Source organism: Bradyrhizobium sp. (genome assembly GCF_035935975.1).
In the GTDB taxonomy this organism is placed as follows: Bacteria; Pseudomonadota; Alphaproteobacteria; order Rhizobiales; family Xanthobacteraceae; genus Bradyrhizobium.
Genome location: NZ_DASYWN010000024.1, coordinates 1 through 19804 on the forward strand (window position 1 = coordinate 1; position 19804 = coordinate 19804).

Consider the following 19804-nt stretch of genomic DNA (forward strand, 5'->3'; position numbering starts at 1 on the left):
CTGTCTCGCCCGCCAATAGTCGGCGGACCGCCTCAAGCTTGAATTCTCGATCGAACTTACGGGGAGATTTGTTGGGCATCCGTTCTCCTTTAGAGAACTGTCCCCGGTTTTTCTTGTCTCACTTTTGGGGTGCACTCCAGCGCATCGAAACGTCGGTCCCGGATTGCGCTGCGCTCCATCCGGGCTACGGCACCACGCCCTCGGCTACAGCCGAAACTCGTTCGTGAGCTCACCGATGCCGTCGATCGCGACGGTCACCGTGTTCACCGGCTCCTTCATCACGCCGACGCCGACCGAGGTGCCGACCGCGATGAGGTCGCCGGGCAGCAGGGTCATGTCATGGGAGATCTTGCTGACCAATTGCTGGGCGGTGAAGATCATGTCCGAGATCGGATAGTTCTGCCGCTCCGCCCCGTTGAGGATGGTGCGCACCACGAGCTTCGCCGGATCGAGGCCGGTCGTGATCACGGGGCCGAACGGGCCGTAATCGTCGATGCCCTTGGCGCGGGCCCATTGCGGGAAAGTCGGGTCGCTGGTCAGGATGTCGTTCGCGGTGATGTCGTTGACGCAGGTGTAGCCGAAGATGAAGCTGTCCGCTTCGTCAGGCGAGACGCGGGCGCAGGTCTTGCCGATGACGATGCCGAGCTCGCCCTCATAGGTGGTCTTGCCGTCGTAATAGGAGGGACGGCGGATCACGGCGCCGGGCGTCGTGATCGTGGTTGTGGCCTTGAGCAGATAAAGCGGCTCCGGCGGTTCGGGCTGGTTGAGCTTCGCGGCGAGCGCATGGAAGTTATTCCAGAGCGCGACGATCTTGCTGGGGGCGCAAGGCGCCAGCAGCTCGACCTCCGACACCGCCAGCGTTTTGCCGGTCGCGGCATTACGGCCGAACATCTCGCCTTCATGCACGCTGATATCAGATGCGGTCAGCGTGCCGAAGCCGGTCGCGCCGGCATGGCGGAAACGCAGCCATTGTTTCATCTCGCCCGCCATCACGCCACCGCCAGTGCGCGAGGATCGTTCGGGGCGGAGACGCCGTCATAGAGGCCGGCGATGCGGGCGCGCTGGGTCACCATCGCCAGCACCGAGTCGAGCGCGGGCGTGGCGATGCCGGTGAGGCGGCCCATCTCCTGCACCACGGTGACGAGCGGGTCGATCTCCATCGGGCGGCCACGCTCGAGATCCTGCAGCATCGAGGTCTTGTGTGCGCCGACCTTGCGGGCGCCTTCGATGCGGCGTTCGACGTCGACGCGGAATTTGACGCCGAAGGTCTCGGCGATGCCTTGCGTCTCCACCATGATCGCGCGCGACAGCGCGCGGGTGGACGGATCGGTGCAGATCACGTCGAGGGTTGCATGGGTCAGCGCGCTGATCGGGTTGAAGCAGACATTGCCCCACAGCTTGAGCCAGATCTCGTCGCGGATGCGGTCGAGCACCGGCGCCTTCAGCCCGGCGGCGACGAAGAGGTCGGCGAGGCGCTGCACGTCGGAAGTGATCTCGCCGGAGGGCTCGCCGAGCGGAAAATTGTTGCCGTAGACGTGGCGGATCACGCCGGGCGCCTCGATCTCGGTGGCGGGATAGACGATGCAGCCGATGGCGCGCTCGGCGCCGATCTCGCGCCACTGCCGCCCGCCGGGATCGATGCTCTCCAGCGTCGAGTTCTCGTACTGGCCGCCGTGCTTGTAGAAGTACCAATAGGGGATGCCGTTGACGGCGGTGACGATGCGGGTGTGCGGCCCGAGCAGCGGCTGCATCTTCTCGATCACGCCGGTGATCGAATGCGCCTTCAGCGTGATGATGATGTAGTCCTGCACGCCGAGCTCGGCGGGATCGTCGGTGCAGCGCGGATGCACGGTGTGCTTCTCCTCGCCCGCGAGCAGCGTCAGGCCGCGCTCGCGCATGGCGGCAAGATGCGCGCCGCGGGCGACCAGGCTGACGTCGGCGCCAGCGCGCGCGAGCTGAACCCCGAGATATCCGCCGATCGCGCCGGCGCCGTAGATGCAGATCTTCATGAAATCCTCGCGAGCAGTGACCGGATTTTGGGACGAAGGATCCGGTCCGGCTCGGAAGGGTCCGAGCCGGGGCCGGTAGTCGCAGGGGAAGTGTTATGCTCTAAAGCGCGATGCGCTTTAGTTCAGGCGGCTGCTTGCGGGGCGCCGTTGATCGCTTCGTCAACGGCAGCGGCGATGTCGCGCATGCTGATGACGGAGACGAGGCTGTAATCGTCGATCACGGGCAGGTGGCGGATGTGATGACGGTTCATCAAATGCCGGACGTGCTCGATCGTGTCGCTCGACGCGCAGGACACGAGCTGCTGCACCGAGACGAGCTGCGAGACCTTCACGTTGATGGCGTTGGCGCCGTGCTCGGCGACCGCGCGCACCACGTCGCGCTCGGTGAACATGCCGACCGCGGTGTTTCCTTCCGAGCGGACCACGTCCTTGACCACCAGCGCGCTGATGTTGTTCGCGCGCATCAGCTTGGCGGCGATACCCACCGTTTCGTTCATTCGCACCGTGACAACGCGCGGCGTCTTCTTGCGCAGAATGTCTCCGACCAGCATGGCAACCTCCCTGGGTGAACGATGAGGGAAATGTGGTATACATAATGCCAATCGTCAAGCATTGGATTTGGCTGATCCGAAAATTCTTGCGACAGCGATGCTGACGTTTGTCGTCGCGGCAAAAGAAAAAGGGGCGCATCGCTGCGCCCCTTTCTGACCGATGGACAGGCGTGTGGCGCCTTACGCCGTCTCGGTCTTGGCGTTGGCCGTCGCGTTGCTCTCGCTCTCGGCTTCCTTGCCGAGGATGAAGGAGCGGCGCAGCGGCTTGATCACGAACAGCGCCATCAGCGCCGCCGTCGCGTTGAGCGCCACCGCCACCACGAACACGGCCTTCCAGCCATAGGCGGCCGAGATCACGCTGGCGAGCGGGACGAGCAGCGATGCCGTGCCCTTCGCGGTGTAGAGCATGCCGTTGTTGGTGGTCGCGAACTTCGAGCCGAACGTGTCGCCGCAGGTCGCCGGGAACAGCGAGTAGATCTCGCCGAACACGCCGAAGTAAATCGCGGTCGCCAGCACGAACACGATCGGAATGTGACCGTAGGCCGACAGTGTCAGCAGCATCACCGCGGCGGTGCCGAAGGCGATGAACATGGTGTGCTCGCGGCCGATCGTGTCGGACACGAAGCCGAAGAACGGGCGGCCGAAGCCGTCGAAGATGCGGTCGAGCGAGATCGCGAACGTCAGGGCCGCCATCTGGAAGCCGGCGAGCGTGACCGGCGTGTCGGCGATCTTGAAGTCGTGCGCGATCGGGGCGATCTGCGCCGCGGTCATCAGGCCGCCGGAAGCGACCATGACGAAGACGAGATACATCACCCAGAAAATAGGGGCGCGCAGCACTTGCGGCGGGGTGAAGTCGATCTTGGTCTGCGGCAGGTTGAGCTGCTTCTTCTTCGGCGGGATCGAGAGCCGCGGCGGCTGGATGAAGAAGGCGAGCACGAACACGATCACGCCCTGGCCGATGCCGAAGACGAGGAAGGCGTGCTGATAGCCGCTCGAGGCGATCATGGTCGCGATCGGCACGATGGTGAGCGCAGCGCCGGCGCCGAAGCCGGCGGCGGTCGCGCCGGCGGCGAGGCCGCGGCGGTCAGGGAACCATTTCAGCGCGTTGCCGACGCAGGTTCCATACACCGCGCCCGCGCCCATGCCGCCGACCACGGCCGCCGTGTAGAGCAGGGCCAGCGAGTTGGCGTAGGAGTTGAGGATCCAGGAGAGCGCGATCATCACGCCGCCGAACATGATGACGATGCGCGGGCCGTATTTGTCGACGAACCAGGCCTCGACCGGCACCAGCCAGGTCTCGGTGACGACGAAAATGGTGAAAGCGAGCTGGATCGCGGCGCGACCCCAATGGTACTCGTGATCGATCGGATCGACGAACAGCGTCCAGCCGTATTGCAGGTTGGCAATCATCGCCATGCAGACGATGCCCATCGCGAGTTGGAGCCAACGGAAACCTGTGCGAAGCGGCGCGGCCGTGACGGCGCCATCCGTGCTGGAAATCATCAACAACCTCCCAACGCGCCTGATTGATTGCGACCTGGGATTGCAAGATGACCCGGTGTCGCAAATATTGTGGCTTATCGTCGCAAGCGCGGCGGGGACATTGGTATACCATATTCCAGAACGCAAGCCCAATCTTGTGATGCGCCGCAAGAAAAGTGCGTGGGTTCCCCGACGTCAGCGGTAGCGGGGCACGCGTTCTGCAAAAACGAAACGCCCGGCCGTGAGGCCGGGCGTCGTTGCTTGAAGGAGCTCGTCGCGCGTCAGGCGGTCGATTTGGCGACCACGATCCTGCGCCAGGGCTTGAGCACCGCGATCGCCAGTGCCGAAGCCAGGATGTTGGCGCCGGCTGCGATGATGAACACGCTGTCCCATGTGCCCGACGATTGCTGCATGTAGTTGGCGATCGGCACCAGCAGCGCGGCGGTGCCCTTCGCGGTGTAGAGCAGGCCGGCATTGGTGGTCGCGAACTTGGCGCCGAACGTGTCGGTGCAGGTCGAGGGGAACAGCGAGTAGATCTCACCCCAGGCGAAGAACACGAAGCCCGAGAGCAGCACGAACCAAACCGGATCGTGGCCCCAGAGGTAGAGCATCCAGATGCCGAAGCCTTCCATGCCGAAGGCGATGAACATCGTGTTCTCGCGGCCGATCATGTCGGAGATCCAGCCGAAGAACGGACGCGTCAGGCCGTTGAGCACGCGGTCGATCGTCGCCGCGAACGTCACCGCCGTCATCGTCACCGCCATCAGCGTGACCGGAACGCTGTCGACCTTCCAGTCCACCGCGATCGGCTTCAGGTTCGCCGTCACCATCAGGCCGCCGGCGCCGACGATCACGAACATGAAGTACATCAGCCAGAAGATCGGCTGACGCAGCACCTCGGTCGGCTGGTAGTTGCGACGCGTCTGCACCAGCGCGGCGTTCGCCACCACGGCCGGCACCTGGCCCGGCTTCGGCGCGAGCAGGAAGAAGGCGAGGATGCAGATGACGATGCCTTGTCCGAGGCCGAAATAGAGGAAGGTGGTCTGGAAGCCACTGTCCTTGATCATGGCCTGGATCGGCGCGACGGTCAGTGCGGAGCCTGCACCGAAGCCCGCGGCGGTGATGCCGGCCGCAAGACCGCGCTTGTCCGGAAACCACTTCAGCGCGTTGCCGACGCAGGTGCCGTAGACGCCACCGGCGCCGATGCCCGCGATGATCATGCCGAGATAGTAGCCGTTGAGCGAGGTCGCCTGCGCGTTGATAGTCCAGCCGAGGGCGCAGAGAATGCCGCCGATCAGCACGACGATGCGCGGGCCGTATTTGTCGACGAACCATCCTTCGACCGGCACGAGCCAGGTCTCGAACAGCACGAAGAGCGTGAAGGCCCATTGGATCGATGCGCGATCCCAGCCGAACTTCTTCTGGATGTCGGGGACGAAGAACGTCCAGCCGTATTGATAATTGGCGATCATCACCATCGCCGCTACACCGATCGCCAATTGCGCCCAGCGATACGTGTCGCTAACGCGCGCGGCTGTAGGGGCCGTTGCCTGCACCATGTCCGTCATAAAGCCTCCCGTGGCGCCTCTAATTTTTATGCGAGCGCTGGAGAGGCATTCTTGTATTCATTATGCCAAGGTTCAAGCGCTGGTCCGGTCACCGTGCGCAAATGCCGCAGGACCTTGCCCGGCTGCGGCTGTGACTCAGGGACAGCACAAGTAGAAATGGCCCCGCGCTGCGGGGCCATTCATCAAAAGTAGCATGTTGACGGTTCTAAAACCGGCGCGTCGTTCCCGCGATCGGGAATCGCCTGCTTACAGGCCGAAGCGCGGCAGGTCGCCGTTGTGATTCGAGATCTCGGCGCTGGCCATCAGGAAGCGGTCGACTGCAGCCATGAAGCGGGCGAACAGCGAGGCGGAGGGGGCGAGGGCGACGGCGGCGGTCTTGGACATCTGAATTTCCTTTCCCGAGACAGTCAGTATTGCTGTCTCATTTCGGAAGCCAATCTATGTATACCAGATGCCACTGTCTATGCATGCCATTGCATAGCAGCATTCGCCATCTCGCATTGCAGCATAATGCTGCGTTAACGGGGCCGGTTCGGCCTTAACGGCCACTGAGGCGACGCGATGCCGGCGAAAAAGCCTCCATCCAGCGCCAAAACGGGCCCGGAATCGCAGGAACCAAGCGAATTCCGACTGGAACCCGCCGGAGCGGGGTTGGCACCGCAGTGCAAAAACGTTAGTGGTTCGCCCCCTTTTCCAATCAACTGTCAGAGTGGTTCATGTCGAGCGCCTCGCCCGCCGTCTCGATCGGCATCGATTTTGGGACCAGCAACACGGTCGTCGCGCTTGCGGCGGACGACCGCCGGGTCGAGGCCATCCGTTTCGACCATGGTGGACAGCGCCACAGCGTCTACGTCTCGGCGCTCTGCTTCTGGGAGGACCGGCCGGGCGCCGGCGCCCAGGCCGAAGGCGGCCCGTGGGCGATCGAGACGTTCCTCGAAGGCCGCCACGTCTACCGCTTCCTCCAGTCGTTCAAGACCTTTGCCGCGAGCTCGAGCTTCCAGACCACCCAGGTGTTCCGGCAGCGCTTCAAGTTCGAGGACATCCTGGCGGCGTTCCTGCGCACGCTGGCGCGTCATGGCGGCGAGAAGTTCGGCTTCGAGACGTCCAACATCACGGTCGGCCGTCCCGTGCGCTTCGCCGGCGGCAATCCCGACGAGGCGCTGGCGATGCAGCGCTACCGCGCCGCGTTCGAGCGTTTGGGGGCCGGCCACGCGCGCTATGTCTACGAGCCCGTCGGCGCGGCGTTCTCGTTTGCGCGCCGGCTGGAGCGCGATGCGACCGTGCTGGTGGCGGATTTCGGCGGCGGCACCAGCGACTTCTCGGTGATGCGCTTCTCGCGCGCGGGCGGCACGCTGCGCGCCGAGCCGCTCGGTCACGCCGGTATCGGCATTGCCGGCGATACGTTCGACTATCGTATAGTCGACCACGTCGTCTCGCCGCGGCTCGGCAAGGGCTCGAGCTTCCGCTCGTTCGACAAGGTGCTGCCGGTCCCCAGCGGCCACTACACCAACCTCGCGCGCTGGCATCAGCTCGCGATGATGAAGAGCAACGGCGATCTGCGCGAGCTCCGCGAGCTGGCGCGCACCGCGCTGAAGCCGGAATTGCTCGAGGACTTCATCACCATCGTCGATCTCGACCTCGGCTTCTCGCTGTACCGCGCGGTGTCCGATGCCAAGGTCGCGCTGTCGGGCCACGACGAGGTCGACTTCCGCTTCAAGGGCGGCGGCGTCGACATCGGCGCGGCCATTCCCCGGAAGAATTTCGAATCCTGGATTGCCGACGACATCGCCCGGCTGGGCGCCACCGTCGACAAGGTGCTGGGCGAAGCCGGCATCACCGCGCGCGAGGTGGAGAAGGTGTTCCTGACCGGCGGCACCTCCTTCGTGCCCGCCGTGCGAAAACTGTTCGCCGATCGCTTCGGCAACGAGCGGCTGATGTCGGGCGACCAGTTCGAGTCGATCGCCTACGGCCTCGCGCTGATCGGACACAGTCCCGAGCCGGACAAGTGGACCGCGGATGGCGGGCTCAAGCCGAAGGGCATGTAGGCCTTTTTGCGCGATTTGAGTGCGCGCCTCGTCCTTCGAGACGACCGCTTCGCGGTCTCCTCAGGATGAGGCTAAGCAGCATCGGCGCCCGCTGAAATTGCGGCCGCGCCCTCCCTCCTCATCCTGAGGAGCCCGCAAAGCGGGCGTCTCGAAGGATGGCCGCGCAAAGGCTGCGCGCCAGGTCATTCCGCTCTTACTGATTGATCTCGGGCTCGACCAGCTTCGCCAGATTCCGCAGCGATTCCTGCCAGCCGAGATAGCAGGCCTCCGGCGGGATGACGTCGGGAATGCCCGCCTGCGTGATGTCCACCTCGGTGCCGACCGACACCTTCTTCAGGATCACAGTCACCTGGATCTCGCCGGGCAGATTGGGATCGTCGAACTTGTCAGTGTAGCGCAGCCGTTCGCCGGGAACGAGCTCGAGATATTCGCCGCCGAACGAGTGGCTGTTGCCCGTCGTGAAATTGCGGAACGACATCTTGAACGTGCCGCCGACCTTGGGCTCGAGATGGTGGACGGTGCAGGTGAAGCCGTTCGGCGGCAGCCACTTTGCAAGCGCGTCCGCCTCGATGAAGGCGCGGTAGACTTTCTGCGGGCTGGTGGCGAGAACGCGGTGCAGGCGGACAGTGCTCGGCATGTTCGTTTCCCTGTGAACTGATGGGCCCGACATTAACGTCTGTTGCCCCTTCATGCGCCGAGGACGAACGAGGTGCCGCCGATCCGACATCGCATCGCAAATAAAGCGAATAAAGAAGAGCCGCCGGAACCGCCGGCGATCGATCCGTCAGGCCGCGGCCACATCCTGCGACGTCATCGTGAACCCCAGCCTGTAGCGGCCGGTCATCGGGTCTTCGCGGCCGCCTGCCGTCTGCAGCGATGACGGTGAGAGCTGACCGGCGATCACAGCGTCAACCGCGTCAGGATCGTAGCCGGACAGCAGCACGATCCAGTCGGCCGCACCGTCCCTGCCGCGGATCTGCTGCTCGGTCGTGGGCGCGCTCGTCCGCGGCGTGTCGGTCAGGAGGAGGTGGGCGCCTGTCAGTCCCGGCTTCTGCGCCAATCCTGCCAGCGTCTCCGCAAGATGGGCCTGCAACTCCGCCTCGCGTCCGCTCTCCGGCGAGAGCCTGATGGTGGCGAGCGAGGTCGCGACGCCGCCGCCAAAGCTCGCGACGATCCGGCACTGGCTGCGGACCATGCCGACATGATGCGGCATCATCTTGGTCGACCAAAGCGTTGGTGCATTGAGCCGGTCGAGATAGCCCTTCGACGTGAGAACGTCATACTGTTCGAGCTCGTAGAGCACGAAAAAGCCATCGGCATCATCAGTGCTGGTCCAGCGCGATCCCCGCCGGAAGCCGGGAATGCTCATGCGCTCCGGAAAATGCTCGTGCGAGTGCCAGTCGCCGAACTCCGCGCGCTGCTCGGGGCGGATCGTCCACCACATCGCGACGGCTGCCTTGCCCAGCAGTGACATGCTGACCTCCCCCGTTTTCCGGCAGATTGCGTCAGGACGCGCGCCTGATCAACCGAAGCCACAATTTCGCTCTCGTTTCCCGCTCAACTCCTGCGCGAAATCGGGGGGACTTCCGTGCGCAGGATGCTTTGGGCTTTCGCCGTTACACTCTGCTGCCTTGGCTCACCCGCGCAGGCTGCGGGCATTCAGCTTCTCGAATCCGATCCGGCACTGTCAGGCGCGATCTGGTATCCGTGTGCGGCAGAGCCGGCGCATGTGGCGCTTGGACGTCTCTCGGGCGGGGTCGATTTCGACCTGAAGGGCGTCAGAGATTGTCCGGCCACGGGTGCGAAGCTGCCGCTGATTGTCTTCTCGCACGGTCGAGGCGGATTTTTCGGCCAGCACCACGACACCGCGGAGGCGCTGGCCGATGCCGGCTTTGTCGTCGCCGCCATCAATCATCCCGGCGACTCCCTCAACGACTCCTCGCGGCGCGACACCCTGTCGGTCTGGGGATCGCGGCCGGCGGACATGATCCGCCTGCTCGATTTTGTGCTGAACGACTGGAAGGATCGAGCGGTGATCGATCCCGCCAGGGTCGGCTTCTTCGGCTTTTCGCTCGGCGGCTATACCGGCCTGGCGCTGATGGGGACCAAGCCGGATTTCACCGCGCTTGCCCGCTTTTGTAACGAGACGATGCCGGCTTGCGTCCAGCTTCACAACGGAGAGGCGCCGCCCAATCCGCCGCAGGATGCGCGCATCCGCGCGGCGGTCATCGTCGACCCCGCGCCGATCGTCCTGACACGGGAAAATCTTGCCGCGGTCAAGCTTCCTTTCCAGTTCTGGCGCTCGCAGTTAGGAGGCCCCGGCGTCGGCGACGGTTCGCCCATAGCGCGCGTCGCCGAGTGGTTGCCGGGCAAGCCGGAAATCCATGTGGTCCCGGCCGGACACTTCGCGTTCCTCGCGCCGTGCTCCGCCGAGCTTGCGGCAGCCATCCCACGCATCTGTACCGACGTGCCCGCGAGGTTCGACAGGGCAGGCTTCCACCGCGAGTTCAACGCTGCGGTGGTGAAGTATTTTCGTGAGCAGCTCGGAGAGCACTGAGCATTGCGAAGCGACGACGTGTGAACCGCGGAGGCTGCGATGCGATCACGCTCGCCGATGGCAGCGAGGTGAGGCTCGGGCCATGATCCTCCGGCCGCACCGGCCCGGGGTGAGACCTCAGCTGAGATCGATGCGACGCGAAGCACGTTCGATGGAGGTCTTGCCTGCGCCTTCGACCAGTGCCGCCGTCAGCAGCGCGATCTTCCGGTCGAGCTGCCACACCTCGACATTGCCGCGCAACGCGAACTTCTGCGCATGGATGAGCGCGGCGGCATCGGAGGCCGCCTCGAAAGCCTCGGCGGACTGGAAGATGCCGTTCGCGCCAAGGAGATAAGCGCGATACTGCAGCGTCATGTCGGCGCTCTCAGGCCAGGAGAGCTGAGCCACGCATCGATCTGCATCGTTGTCTCGTCCTGCTGCGCCCTGCGCAGCAACATGTCGCGGCGAGGGCTTGGAGGAAGCATGCGCGCCTCTTCGCGCAGACGATTGATGTCGTCGACCAGCCGCTCCTCGAGCGATCGAGCTTGTTCGAAGTGACGGTGTTTCATGGCGAAGCTCCCTGGTTTCGGACAGGGCGGGAGCGCAATTGGCGTTCTCATCACCGGTGGAAGCCACGGGCCGGGCGGTGATCACGAACCATACCACGAATCCGCAGCATGTATGTTCACAAAGACACCCTGATCGCGCGGAACTTTCCGAGTCTCGGCGTTTGCAAACTACCTCAGTGGTACTTCCACATTCTGCCGGACTGGTGAGCTCGATGTTGCGATGCCCCGTTTGTTGCCGGTCGCGATCGGCTTTTTCGGCTTGACCACGATCAGTCCGTCGCGAATGGCCTGCTTCCGCGCCAGCTTTCGCAGGCGCCGCACGGCGTCGGATTTCCGTCGCACCGTCGCAGCCGACGGCTTCTCGTAGAAGCGTGCGCGACGCATCTCCTTGAAGAGGCCTTCACGCTGCATCTTCTTCTTCAATATGCGCAGTGCTTGATCGACATTGTTGTCGCGGACGAAAACCTGCATCGGCGGCTCCCTGTGTTGAGGCTGCCTTGGTCGACCAGGACTGCGCGACAGCCGCGTGCGCAGGGATGATTGGATCGTGGGAAGCAGGAGCCGCGATGACGTCGATCCGACATGGTCGCGCGGCTGCGTTCGTCGAGGTGATGCGAATTGGCTGCAGATGTCAAATCGAGGCTCGCGAAGCTCCGTCCGCCTCGCGTGAACTGCCTTGAGGTCTGAGTCCTCAAACCGGCAAAGGTTCCACGGAGGCCACGGCCCGATTAAATCTGCCCGAAGCCTTGCTAATGCCGATGGCGAGGTATAGCTTGACTGTGTTCGTTCAGCCGCTGTGCCTTGTTGAATGCGCCCGCGGGCTCCTTTTCCAGAGACATCGACGAATTGAAACGATCTGCGTGAGCGTCACGCGGAATGCGCGTCTATGCGCTTTGGAGAAGAAGAATGGCAACAGGTACTGTGAAGTGGTTCAACGGCCAGAAGGGCTTTGGATTCATTCAACCCGACGACGGCAGCAATGACGTGTTCGTTCACATCAGCGCAGTCGAGCGGGCCGGTCTTGCGGGTCTCGCCGAGGGCCAGAAGGTCAATTTCGAGACCAAGACCGACAAGATGCGGGGCAAGGTCAGCGCCGAGAATCTCTCGCTGGTCTGAGCTCTCGAAGGCGCGATGAGAACCCGACGAATGGTCATCGCGCTTCAGGTTGTTGTTCAAGTGCCGTTTCACGGATGTACTGAAACGGCCATGCGACCCGCTCGATCCCTGGGATTGAGCGGGTTTTGTCCGTTTGCCGGGCAGGGATCAGAGATGAGCGCCAAAAGATGAGCGCGAAGAGATGAACGCGAGGAAGTCGGCCGAACCGTCACCCGAAGCCATCGCGCGCTCGGAGCGTCAGCGTCTGGCGGCTGCAGAAGGCGCGCAGGCGATCGCGGATGTCGAGAGGCAGGCGATCGACGTTCGCAAGAACATGGCGCGGCTTCGAGAGCTGCGTGAAGCCAGGGAAGCGGCGGACGCCGATCTTCGTGCATCTTCGCCGCCGGAGCCGGCATTGAAGAAGCGCAAGAGGAAGCCGCCGCGGTAGCCGGCTTCAACGGCGCGGCGATCATTTCGAGGGGGCACTTCACATGCAAAAGAGTGCGGCTCGTGCCTAGGATCAAGCCGGATGGCGGCGGCACGATCACCTTCTTTCTCGCACACGGCGCCGGCCGGCAGATGTGCCGTCTCGCGACGACCTTTGCGACGCAGAAGCAGGCCTTCAGCTATCTCCAGAAATACCGGACGGAGTTCGAGCGTATCGCACGGGCGCGCCTCGCCTCGGGCGAGCTCGAAGACGGAGTCGTCGTCCTCTCGATGCTCTGAGGCATGATCCGGAAAAGTGCGCAGCGGTTTTCCGGAAAGATCTTCAGGCGACGAGAAATGCCGCTCGAAAGATCAGACCGTCGGCGTCGCGCACCTCGATGGCCAGACCGCGCCCGCTCGCGGACGGCGGAAGGTCCTTGGCGGAATCGGCAAGCGACAGCGCGGCCTCGATCTCGGCAGCCCTCCGGTTCGCCAGGGTCAGCCCCTCTTCGTCCACAGAGAGTGCGTTGCCGTCCCTGATGTCGAAGTAATAATGCGGCACCGGCATTCCCTTACCTGGGGCGCTTTCCCTGCTTGGCCTCTCGGGCCAGTCGTTCGGCTTTCAGGCGCTCGCGATTTTCGTGAAGGGATTGCTGCGTCTTCGCATAGTCGGTCATCGGCTTCTTCGTTTCGACCGGCTTGAACGCTTTATGGGCCTCCCGCAGAGCCCGGGACTCGGGATGATCTCTCATCATCTTGACCTCGATTGGGTGAACAGGCGCGATCTCGAAACGCGCCAGACCCGGCGTCGGCTCGCGGGCGGGTAACGATCGACTTGTTGTCGTTGGATGGCCGCCTGCGATTCCGCGGCGCGCCGGTGCAGGGAACAACGGGGCGACATCTCGTCTGTTCCTTGGAGACAGCCTTAAATCGGCATCGATCGCTCCGGGCGTCGTGCGAGCCGGTGCCGTGTGGGACAGAACATGCGCTGTTTCGGATGATGGCATCATACCCCTGTTTTGCCCGACGAGTCAAAATAAATTCGCTAAATACGAAATTCATTGGCAGCCAATGGGTTGGCTACTGTGCATGGGGTTGTTTTTCGACTTTTTGGTTTTGGCCTGCCATCACACGACACTGCGCATGCAAAAAGGGCCGCCCCGAGGGCGGCCCTTTCGTCTTGATCGAGGCAGTGTCGCTTACTCGGCGGCCTGCTTCTGCGGCGGGTCGAGCGCGCCGGACTTGTGGATATCGGCGACCTGGTGATCCGAGAAGCCGAGCACCGCGCGCAGGATCTCGTCGGTGTGCTCGCCGAGCAGCGGAGAGCGCGTGACGTCGGAGGGGCTGTCCGACAGCTTGATCGGGTTGCCGACCGAGATGTATTTGCCGCGGGTGGGATGATCGACCTCGACAACGGTGCCGGTCGCGCGCAGCGACTGGTCCTCGGCGATTTCCTTCATCGACAGGATCGGTCCGCAGGGGATGTCGTCCTTGTTGAGGATTTCCATCGCCTCGAACTTGGTCTTGGTCATCGTCCACTGTTCGATGCGGGCGAAGATCTCGTTCAGGCGCGGCAGGCGGGCGGCCGGCTTGGCGTAGTTCGGATCGGTCTTCCAGGTGGGCTCGCCGATCACGTCGCAGATCTTCTCCCAGACCGGGGCCTGGGTGATGAAGTAGATGTAGGCGTTGGGATCGGTCTCGTAACCCTTGCACTTCAGGATGCGGCCGGGCTGGCCGCCGCCGGAATCGTTGCCGGCGCGCGGCACGGCATCGCCGAACGGAATGCCTTCGCCGAACTGGCTGTATTCCTTGAGCGGACCGTGGGCGAGGCGCTGCTGGTCGCGCAGCTTGACGCGGGCGAGGTTGAGCACGCCGTCCTGCATCGCAGCCGTGACGCGCTGGCCCTTGCCCGAATGCGTGCGCTGGTAGAGCGCGGTGACGATGCCGAGCGCCAGATGCAGGCCGGTGCCGCTGTCGCCGATCTGCGCGCCGGTGACGAGCGGAAGACCGTCGCGGAAGCCGGTGGTGGAGGCGGCGCCGCCGGTGCACTGCGCGACGTTCTCATAGACCTTGCAGTCTTCGTACGGGCCAGGGCCGAAGCCCTTGATCGAGGCGACGATCATCTTCGGGTTGATCGACTGGATCTTCTCCCAGGGGAAGCCCATGCGGTCGAGCACGCCGGGGCCGAAGTTCTCGACCAGCACGTCGCACTTCTTGATGAGCTCGGTGAGGACTTCCTTGCCCTTGGGGTTCTTGGTGTCGAGCGTGATCGAGCGCTTGTTGTGGTTGAGCATGGTGAAATACAGGCTGTCCACGTTCGGGATGTCCTGCAGCTGGCCGCGGGTGATGTCACCCACGCCGGGGCGTTCCACCTTGATCACGTCGGCGCCGAACCATGCGAGCAGCTGCGTGCAGGTCGGTCCGGACTGGACGTGGGTGAAGTCGAGAATGCGAACGCCCTCGAGCGCTTTGGTCATTATGTTGCTCCGTACTCTGTGTCTGCCCCTGCACCCGGCAGGGAATAAGGGTTGAGGGGTGGACTTACTTCTTCTTCTGCAGAACGCTTTGCGGATTGAGGTTGCCGATGCGGCCGCTCTCGGAACCTGCAGCCGGATCGATCACCGCGTTGATGAGTGTCGGCTTGCGCGACGCCATCGCCTCGTTGACGGCGCGCTTCAACTCGTCCGGCGAGGTCGCATTCACGCCGACGCCGCCGAAGGCTTCCATCATCTTGTCGTAGCGCGCGCCCTTGACGAACACGGTCGTCGCGGGATCGGCGTTGGCGCCGTTGACGTCGGTGCCGCGATAGATGCCGTCATTGTTGAAGATGACGACGCAGATCGGCAAATTGTAGCGGCAGATGGTCTCGACCTCCATGCCGGAGAAGCCGAAGGCCGAGTCGCCTTCCACCGCCAGCACGGGGTGGCCGGTCTCGAGCGCCGCCGCGATCGCCTGGCCCATGCCGATGCCCATCACGCCCCAGGTGCCGACGTCGAGACGCTTGCGCGGGCGGTACATGTCGATGACGCCGCGGGCGAGGTCGAGCGTGTTGGCGCCTTCGTTGACGAGGATCGCCTCGGGGTGATCCTTGATGACGTTCTTCAGCACACCGAGCGCGCCGTGATAGTCCATCGGCGACTTGTTGTTCATCAGCTTCGGCGCCATCTTGGCGACGTTCTCGTCGCGCTTGGTCACGATGGCCTTGGTCCATTCGGCGGGCGGGGCAGTCCAGCCCGTTCCCATCGCCTGGTTGAAGGCGGAGACGACCGAGCCGATGTCGCCGACGACGGGCGCGACGATCTCGACGTTGGAGTCCATCTCACGCGGCTCGATGTCGACCTGGATGAACTTCTTCGGCGATTCGCCCCAGCTCTTGCCCTTGCCGTGCGAGAGCAGCCAGTTCAGCCGCGCGCCGATCAGCATGACGACGTCGGAGTCCTTCAGCACCGTCGAACGCGCCGCACCGGCGCATTGCGGATGCGAGTCGGGCAGCAGGCCCTTGGCCATGCTCATCGGCAGGAACGGCACACCGCTCTTCTCGACGAAGTTCTTGATCTCCTCATCGGCCTGCGCGTAGGCCGCGCCCTTGCCGAGGATGATGAGCGGGCGCTTTGCGCCCTTGAGCACGTCGAGCGCGCGCTTGACCGAAGCGGGCGAGGGGATCTGCGCGGGAGCTGCGTCGATCACCTTGACCAGCGACTTCTGGCCGGCATCGGCGTTCATCACCTGGCCGAACAGTTTTGCCGGCAGGTCGAGATAGACGCCGCCGGGACGGCCCGAGACCGCGGCGCGGATGGCGCGGGCGAAACCGATGCCGATGTCCTGGGCATGCAGCACGCGATAGGCCGCCTTGCACAGCGGCTTGGCGATCGCGAGCTGGTCCATCTCCTCGTAGTCGCCCTGCTGGAGGTCGACGATCTCGCGCTCGGAGGAGCCGGAGATCAGGATCATCGGGTAGCAATTGGTGGTCGCGTGCGCGAGCGCGGTGAGACCGTTGAGGAAGCCGGGCGCGGACACCGTGAGGCAGACGCCGGGCTTCTTGGTGAGATAGCCGGCGATGCCTGCGGCGTAGCCGGCGTTCTGCTCGTGGCGGAAGGAGATCACGCGAATGCCGGCGGCCTGCGCCATGCGGCCCAAATCCGTGATCGGGATGCCCGGCACATTATAGATGGTGTTGATGCCGTTCAGCTTGAGCGCGTCGATGACGAGATGGAAGCCATCCGTCAGTTCCTGCTCGGTGCCCGGTGCTTCGGACTTGGTCGCGGTGTTCAGCATGGGCCTTGTCTCCCTGGTCTCAATACTGGGGCGAGTTTTTCGCCCTTCTGGTGAAGGTTGCTAGGTGAAGAGTTCCTGGCCGTGCGCTTCGACGTAAGCGGCAAGGCCAAGGGTGTGGTCGCGGGCGCGCTTCTCGGCGAGCTCGGTGTCGCGCGCTTCCAGCGCCTCGATCATGGCGAGATGCTCGGGCAGGGAGGTCGCGGTGCGGTCCTTGCGTCCGATGGTGAGCTGGCGGTAGCCGCGCACGTGCAGCAGCAGGTCGTTGGTGAGGTCGACCAGCACCGGCGATTCCGACAGCGAGATCAGCGCCTGATGGAAGGCGATATTGGCGCGCGAATATTCCTCGACGTGATCCTCGGGCAGGCGGTCCTTGCCGAAGTCCTTGAAGTAATCGCGCAGCGCGGTGATGTCCTTCTTGCGCGCGGTGGTGGTGATGAGGCGCGCAGCCATGCTTTCCAGCGCCGCCCAGGCGCGGATCATGTCGACGATCTCGCTCTTGGTCCTGCGCACCACCATGATGCCGCGGCGCGGAACCGTCTTCACGAAACCGTCCTGCTCGAGCATCGCGATGGCTTCGCGGATCGGCGTGCGGCTGACACCCAGACGTTCGGACAACGCGCGCTCGTCGAGCATCACCGGCTCGGGCGTCGAATAGATGTCCATCTTGAGGATGGCTTCCTTCAAGGCGTCATACGCCTTGTTCTTGAAGCTGCTCTCCGGGGCAATACGAACGATTGCGATATCTGCCTCGGCCATGTTCGGCAACGCCTTGGTTGGTTTCCGCAGTGACACGACGAATCTCCTCCAGTGGGAGTCGTCTTTTACCCGATTATTAACGGGAAAGTTTTTGGCATACCACATGCCAGAATGTCAAGCTGCCTATTTTTTGCGGCGTTCTAAAGCATGCAGTAGCTTGACAAGTTGGCTTCTGGCATACCAAATGCCATCGCCAGCCATTTTTGATCCAAGGCGGCGGAGTAATCTCGGCTTTATGCCACTCCGTTCCGCGACATGGAACAGAGCGCGGCGAATGGCAAGCATTCACGGGCAGCCGCAACATGCGCGCGCTTTGAAAAGAACGAACTGAGGTCAAGGGAGAAGCCACATGTCCAATTCCAAAGATGCCGTCCGCAAAGTGCTTGACCAGGTCAAGGCGGACAACCGCACCAGCCTGACGGCGCCGGAAGGCAAGCTGGTCTGCGACGCCTACGGCATTCCGGTGCCGAAGGAGGGCGTGGCCAGGTCGGCGGGCGAGGCCGGCAAGATGGCCTCCTCGATGGGCTTCCCGGTGGTGATGAAGATCGTCTCGCCGGACATTCTCCACAAGACCGAAGCCGGCGGCGTCATCGTCGGCCTCAAGACGGCCGAGGATGCCGAGAAGGCCTACGAGACCATCCTCTCCAACGCCAAGAAATATAAGTCCGATGCCAAGATCGAAGGCGTCCAGGTGCAGCAGATGCTGGCCGGCGGCACCGAGGTCATCGTCGGCTCGATCACCGACGGCTCGTTCGGCAAGCTGGTCGCCTTCGGCCTCGGCGGCGTGCTGGTCGAGGTGCTGAAGGACATCACCTTCCGCCTCGCGCCCGCGACCAAGGAAGACGCGCTCTCGATGCTCGACGGCATCCAGGCCCACGAGATCCTGAAGGGCGTCCGCGGCGGCGAGCCGGTGAACCGCACGGCGCTCGCCGACGTCATCGTCAAGGTCTCGCAGCTCGTCACCGATTTCCCTGAAATCGTCGAGCTCGACCTCAACCCGGTGTTCGCGACGGCAAAGAGCGCGATCGCCGCCGACGTCCGCATCGTCGTCGACTTCGCCTACAAGCCGAAGCCCAAGCCGCGCCCGACCGAAGAGATCGTCGCCGCGATGAGCCGCATCATGCAGCCGAAGGCGGTCGCCGTGGTCGGCGCCTCCGCCGAGGACGGCAAGATCGGCAACTCCGTGATGAAGAACCTCATCAACGGCGGCTACAAGGGCGACATCTATCCGATCCATCCCAAGGCCGCGGAGATCCTCGGCTACAAGGCCTACAAGAGCGTCAAGGACGTGCCGGGTGTGATCGACACCGCGGTGTTTGCGATCCCCGCAAAATTCGTCGCTGCAGCGCTGACCGAATGCGGCGAGAAGAAAATCCCCGGTGCGGTGCTGATTCCCTCGGGCTTTGCTGAAGCCGGCGCGCCGGAGCTGCAGGCCGAGATCGTCGAGGTCGGCAAGAAGTACGACATCCGCCTGATGGGGCCGAACATCTACGGCTTCTACTATACGCCAGCGAATCTCTGCGCGACCTTCTGCACGGCCTACGACGTGAAGGGCCACGCGGCGCTGTCGTCGCAGTCGGGCGGCATCGGCATGGCCATCATCGGCTTCTCGCGCTCTGCCAAGATGGGCGTCTCCGCGATCGTCGGCCTCGGCAACAAGTCCGACATCGACGAGGACGATCTGCTCGCCTTCTTCGAGCAGGATCCGAACACCAACCTGATCGCGCAGCACTGCGAAGACCTCAAGGACGGCCGCGCCTTCGCGGAAGCCGCCAAGCGCGTCTCCAAGAAGAAGCCGGTCGTCGTGCTCAAGGCCGGCCGCACCTCAGCCGGCGCGAAGGCGGCCTCGTCGCACACCGGCGCGCTCGCCGGTAACGACAAGATCTACGAGGACGTGCTGGCGCAGTCGGGCGTGATCCGTGCCCGCTCGCTTCGTCAGTTGCTCGAATTCGCCCGCGGCGTGCCGGTGCTGCCGACGCCGAAGGGCGAGAACGTGCTGATCATCACCGGCGCCGGCGGTTCGGGCGTGCTGCTGTCGGACTCCTGCGTCGATAACGGACTGTCGCTGATGTCGATGCCGCCGGATCTCGATGCGGCCTTCCGCAAGTTCATCCCGCCGTTCGGCGCGGCCGGAAATCCTGTGGATATCACCGGCGGCGAGCCCCCGATCACCTACGTCAACACGGTGAAGCTCGGCCTGTCGGACGAGCGCATCCACTCGCTGATCCTCGGCTACTGGCACACCATCGTCACGCCGCCGATGGTGTTCGCCCGCAACATGGTCGAGGTGAAGAAGGAGATGGAGGCCAAGGGCTTCGTGAAGCCGATCGTCGCCTCGCTCGCCGGCGACGTCGAGGTCGAGGAAGCCGCCGAATATCTCTACCAGAACGGCATCCCGGCCTACGCCTACTCGACCGAGCTGCCGGTCGAGGTGCTCGGCGCCAAGTACAAGTGGGCGCGCGGGGCAGGGCTGCTCTGAGACTGTGTTCGCC

At 63.9% G+C, this 19804-nt stretch carries 23 protein-coding genes; 7 read left to right on the top strand and 16 right to left on the bottom strand.

Features of this window, described 5'->3' with window-relative positions; genetic code table 11:
• Window positions 1-204: 204 nt before the first annotated feature.
• From VGR99_RS11745 to oxlT (VGR99_RS11760), 4 genes are all read right to left on the bottom strand, one after another.
• Window positions 205-978, bottom strand: a complete 774-nt coding sequence (locus VGR99_RS11745) for a fumarylacetoacetate hydrolase family protein (protein WP_326898535.1) — start codon at window positions 976-978, stop codon at window positions 205-207.
• A gap of 11 nt (window positions 979-989) precedes the next feature.
• Window positions 990-2009 (bottom strand): 2-dehydropantoate 2-reductase, encoded by a 1020-nt coding sequence (locus VGR99_RS11750; RefSeq protein WP_326898536.1) that lies wholly within the window; start codon window positions 2007-2009, stop codon window positions 990-992.
• Window positions 2010-2131: 122 nt separating this feature from the next.
• Window positions 2132-2560: a CBS domain-containing protein gene (locus VGR99_RS11755; protein ID WP_326898537.1), complete on the bottom strand. Its 429-nt coding sequence runs from the start codon at window positions 2558-2560 to the stop codon at window positions 2132-2134.
• A 180-nt stretch (window positions 2561-2740) separates the two neighbouring features.
• Window positions 2741-4063 (bottom strand): oxalate/formate MFS antiporter, encoded by a 1323-nt coding sequence (oxlT, locus tag VGR99_RS11760; RefSeq protein WP_326898538.1) that lies wholly within the window; start codon window positions 4061-4063, stop codon window positions 2741-2743.
• On the opposite strand from oxlT (VGR99_RS11760), the gene VGR99_RS11765 reads away from it, so the two are divergent.
• Window positions 4050-4247, top strand: coding sequence for a hypothetical protein (locus tag VGR99_RS11765; protein WP_326898539.1), 198 nt, complete (start codon window positions 4050-4052; stop codon window positions 4245-4247). The genes oxlT (VGR99_RS11760) and VGR99_RS11765 overlap by 14 nt on opposite strands.
• A 76-nt stretch (window positions 4248-4323) precedes the next feature.
• Here the strand turns inward: VGR99_RS11765 and oxlT (VGR99_RS11770) are convergent, their stop codons facing one another.
• Both oxlT (VGR99_RS11770) and VGR99_RS11775 read right to left on the bottom strand, forming a co-directional pair.
• Entirely contained in the window at window positions 4324-5610 is a 1287-nt protein-coding gene (gene oxlT / locus VGR99_RS11770) for an oxalate/formate MFS antiporter (protein ID WP_326898540.1), read from the bottom strand.
• 246 nt (window positions 5611-5856) lie between these two features.
• Window positions 5857-5994 (bottom strand): hypothetical protein, encoded by a 138-nt coding sequence (locus VGR99_RS11775; RefSeq protein ID WP_220009704.1) that lies wholly within the window; start codon window positions 5992-5994, stop codon window positions 5857-5859.
• A 332-nt stretch (window positions 5995-6326) separates the two neighbouring features.
• On the opposite strand from VGR99_RS11775, the gene VGR99_RS11780 reads away from it, so the two are divergent.
• On the top strand, window positions 6327-7655 hold the full coding sequence (locus tag VGR99_RS11780) for an Hsp70 family protein (protein ID WP_326898541.1): 1329 nt from the start codon (window positions 6327-6329) through the stop codon (window positions 7653-7655).
• A gap of 193 nt (window positions 7656-7848) precedes the next feature.
• On the opposite strand, the gene VGR99_RS11785 is transcribed toward VGR99_RS11780, so the two are convergent.
• Window positions 7849-8292 (bottom strand): SRPBCC family protein, encoded by a 444-nt coding sequence (locus tag VGR99_RS11785; protein ID WP_326898542.1) that lies wholly within the window; start codon window positions 8290-8292, stop codon window positions 7849-7851.
• 147 nt (window positions 8293-8439) lie between these two features.
• Window positions 8440-9129, bottom strand: a complete 690-nt coding sequence (locus VGR99_RS11790; protein ID WP_326898543.1) for a hypothetical protein — start codon at window positions 9127-9129, stop codon at window positions 8440-8442.
• Window positions 9130-9252: 123 nt separating this feature from the next.
• Between VGR99_RS11790 and VGR99_RS11795 the strand changes: the two genes are divergently transcribed.
• Window positions 9253-10212: an alpha/beta hydrolase family protein gene (locus VGR99_RS11795; RefSeq protein WP_326898848.1), complete on the top strand. Its 960-nt coding sequence runs from the start codon at window positions 9253-9255 to the stop codon at window positions 10210-10212.
• Window positions 10213-10329: 117 nt separating this feature from the next.
• Here the strand turns inward: VGR99_RS11795 and VGR99_RS11800 are convergent, their stop codons facing one another.
• From VGR99_RS11800 to rpsU, 3 genes are all read right to left on the bottom strand, one after another.
• A complete protein-coding gene (locus VGR99_RS11800) occupies window positions 10330-10566 on the bottom strand; it encodes a hypothetical protein (RefSeq protein ID WP_326898544.1) in 237 nt (78 codons plus the stop codon).
• On the bottom strand, window positions 10563-10760 hold the full coding sequence (locus tag VGR99_RS11805) for a hypothetical protein (RefSeq protein ID WP_326898545.1): 198 nt from the start codon (window positions 10758-10760) through the stop codon (window positions 10563-10565). Before VGR99_RS11805 ends, VGR99_RS11800 begins: the two co-directional genes overlap by 4 nt.
• Window positions 10761-10928: 168 nt before the next feature.
• Window positions 10929-11231 carry a 30S ribosomal protein S21 gene (gene rpsU, locus VGR99_RS11810; RefSeq protein ID WP_326898546.1) on the bottom strand — a complete coding sequence of 101 codons (303 nt, stop codon included), beginning with the start codon at window positions 11229-11231 and terminating at the stop codon, window positions 10929-10931.
• Window positions 11232-11666: 435 nt separating this feature from the next.
• Here rpsU and VGR99_RS11815 point away from each other — a divergent pair, with 435 nt between their 5' ends.
• The 3 genes from VGR99_RS11815 (at window position 11667) to VGR99_RS11825 (ending at window position 12581) form a co-directional block, all read left to right on the top strand.
• Window positions 11667-11876: a cold-shock protein gene (locus VGR99_RS11815; RefSeq protein WP_326898547.1), complete on the top strand. Its 210-nt coding sequence runs from the start codon at window positions 11667-11669 to the stop codon at window positions 11874-11876.
• Window positions 11877-12057: 181 nt separating this feature from the next.
• Window positions 12058-12303, top strand: a complete 246-nt coding sequence (locus VGR99_RS11820) for a transcriptional regulator (RefSeq protein WP_326898548.1) — start codon at window positions 12058-12060, stop codon at window positions 12301-12303.
• 53 nt (window positions 12304-12356) lie between these two features.
• Window positions 12357-12581, top strand: a complete 225-nt coding sequence (locus VGR99_RS11825) for a hypothetical protein (RefSeq protein ID WP_326898549.1) — start codon at window positions 12357-12359, stop codon at window positions 12579-12581.
• Window positions 12582-12624: 43 nt separating this feature from the next.
• On the opposite strand, the gene VGR99_RS11830 is transcribed toward VGR99_RS11825, so the two are convergent.
• The 5 genes from VGR99_RS11830 to VGR99_RS11850 all read right to left on the bottom strand — a co-directional run bounded on the left by VGR99_RS11830 (window position 12625) and on the right by VGR99_RS11850 (window position 17312).
• On the bottom strand, window positions 12625-12849 hold the full coding sequence (locus VGR99_RS11830) for a DUF6894 family protein (protein WP_326898550.1): 225 nt from the start codon (window positions 12847-12849) through the stop codon (window positions 12625-12627).
• A 4-nt stretch (window positions 12850-12853) separates the two neighbouring features.
• A complete protein-coding gene (locus VGR99_RS11835) occupies window positions 12854-13036 on the bottom strand; it encodes a hypothetical protein (RefSeq protein ID WP_326898849.1) in 183 nt (60 codons plus the stop codon).
• A 444-nt stretch (window positions 13037-13480) separates the two neighbouring features.
• A complete protein-coding gene (gene frc, locus VGR99_RS11840) occupies window positions 13481-14758 on the bottom strand; it encodes a formyl-CoA transferase (RefSeq protein ID WP_326898551.1) in 1278 nt (425 codons plus the stop codon).
• 64 nt (window positions 14759-14822) lie between these two features.
• Window positions 14823-16556 carry an oxalyl-CoA decarboxylase gene (gene oxc / locus VGR99_RS11845; protein ID WP_326898552.1) on the bottom strand — a complete coding sequence of 578 codons (1734 nt, stop codon included), beginning with the start codon at window positions 16554-16556 and terminating at the stop codon, window positions 14823-14825.
• 60 nt (window positions 16557-16616) lie between these two features.
• Window positions 16617-17312: a GntR family transcriptional regulator gene (locus VGR99_RS11850; protein WP_200495029.1), complete on the bottom strand. Its 696-nt coding sequence runs from the start codon at window positions 17310-17312 to the stop codon at window positions 16617-16619.
• Between the two features lie 349 nt (window positions 17313-17661).
• Between VGR99_RS11850 and VGR99_RS11855 the strand changes: the two genes are divergently transcribed.
• Window positions 17662-19791 (top strand): acetate--CoA ligase family protein, encoded by a 2130-nt coding sequence (locus VGR99_RS11855; RefSeq protein WP_326898553.1) that lies wholly within the window; start codon window positions 17662-17664, stop codon window positions 19789-19791.
• Window positions 19792-19804 lie beyond the last annotated feature (13 nt).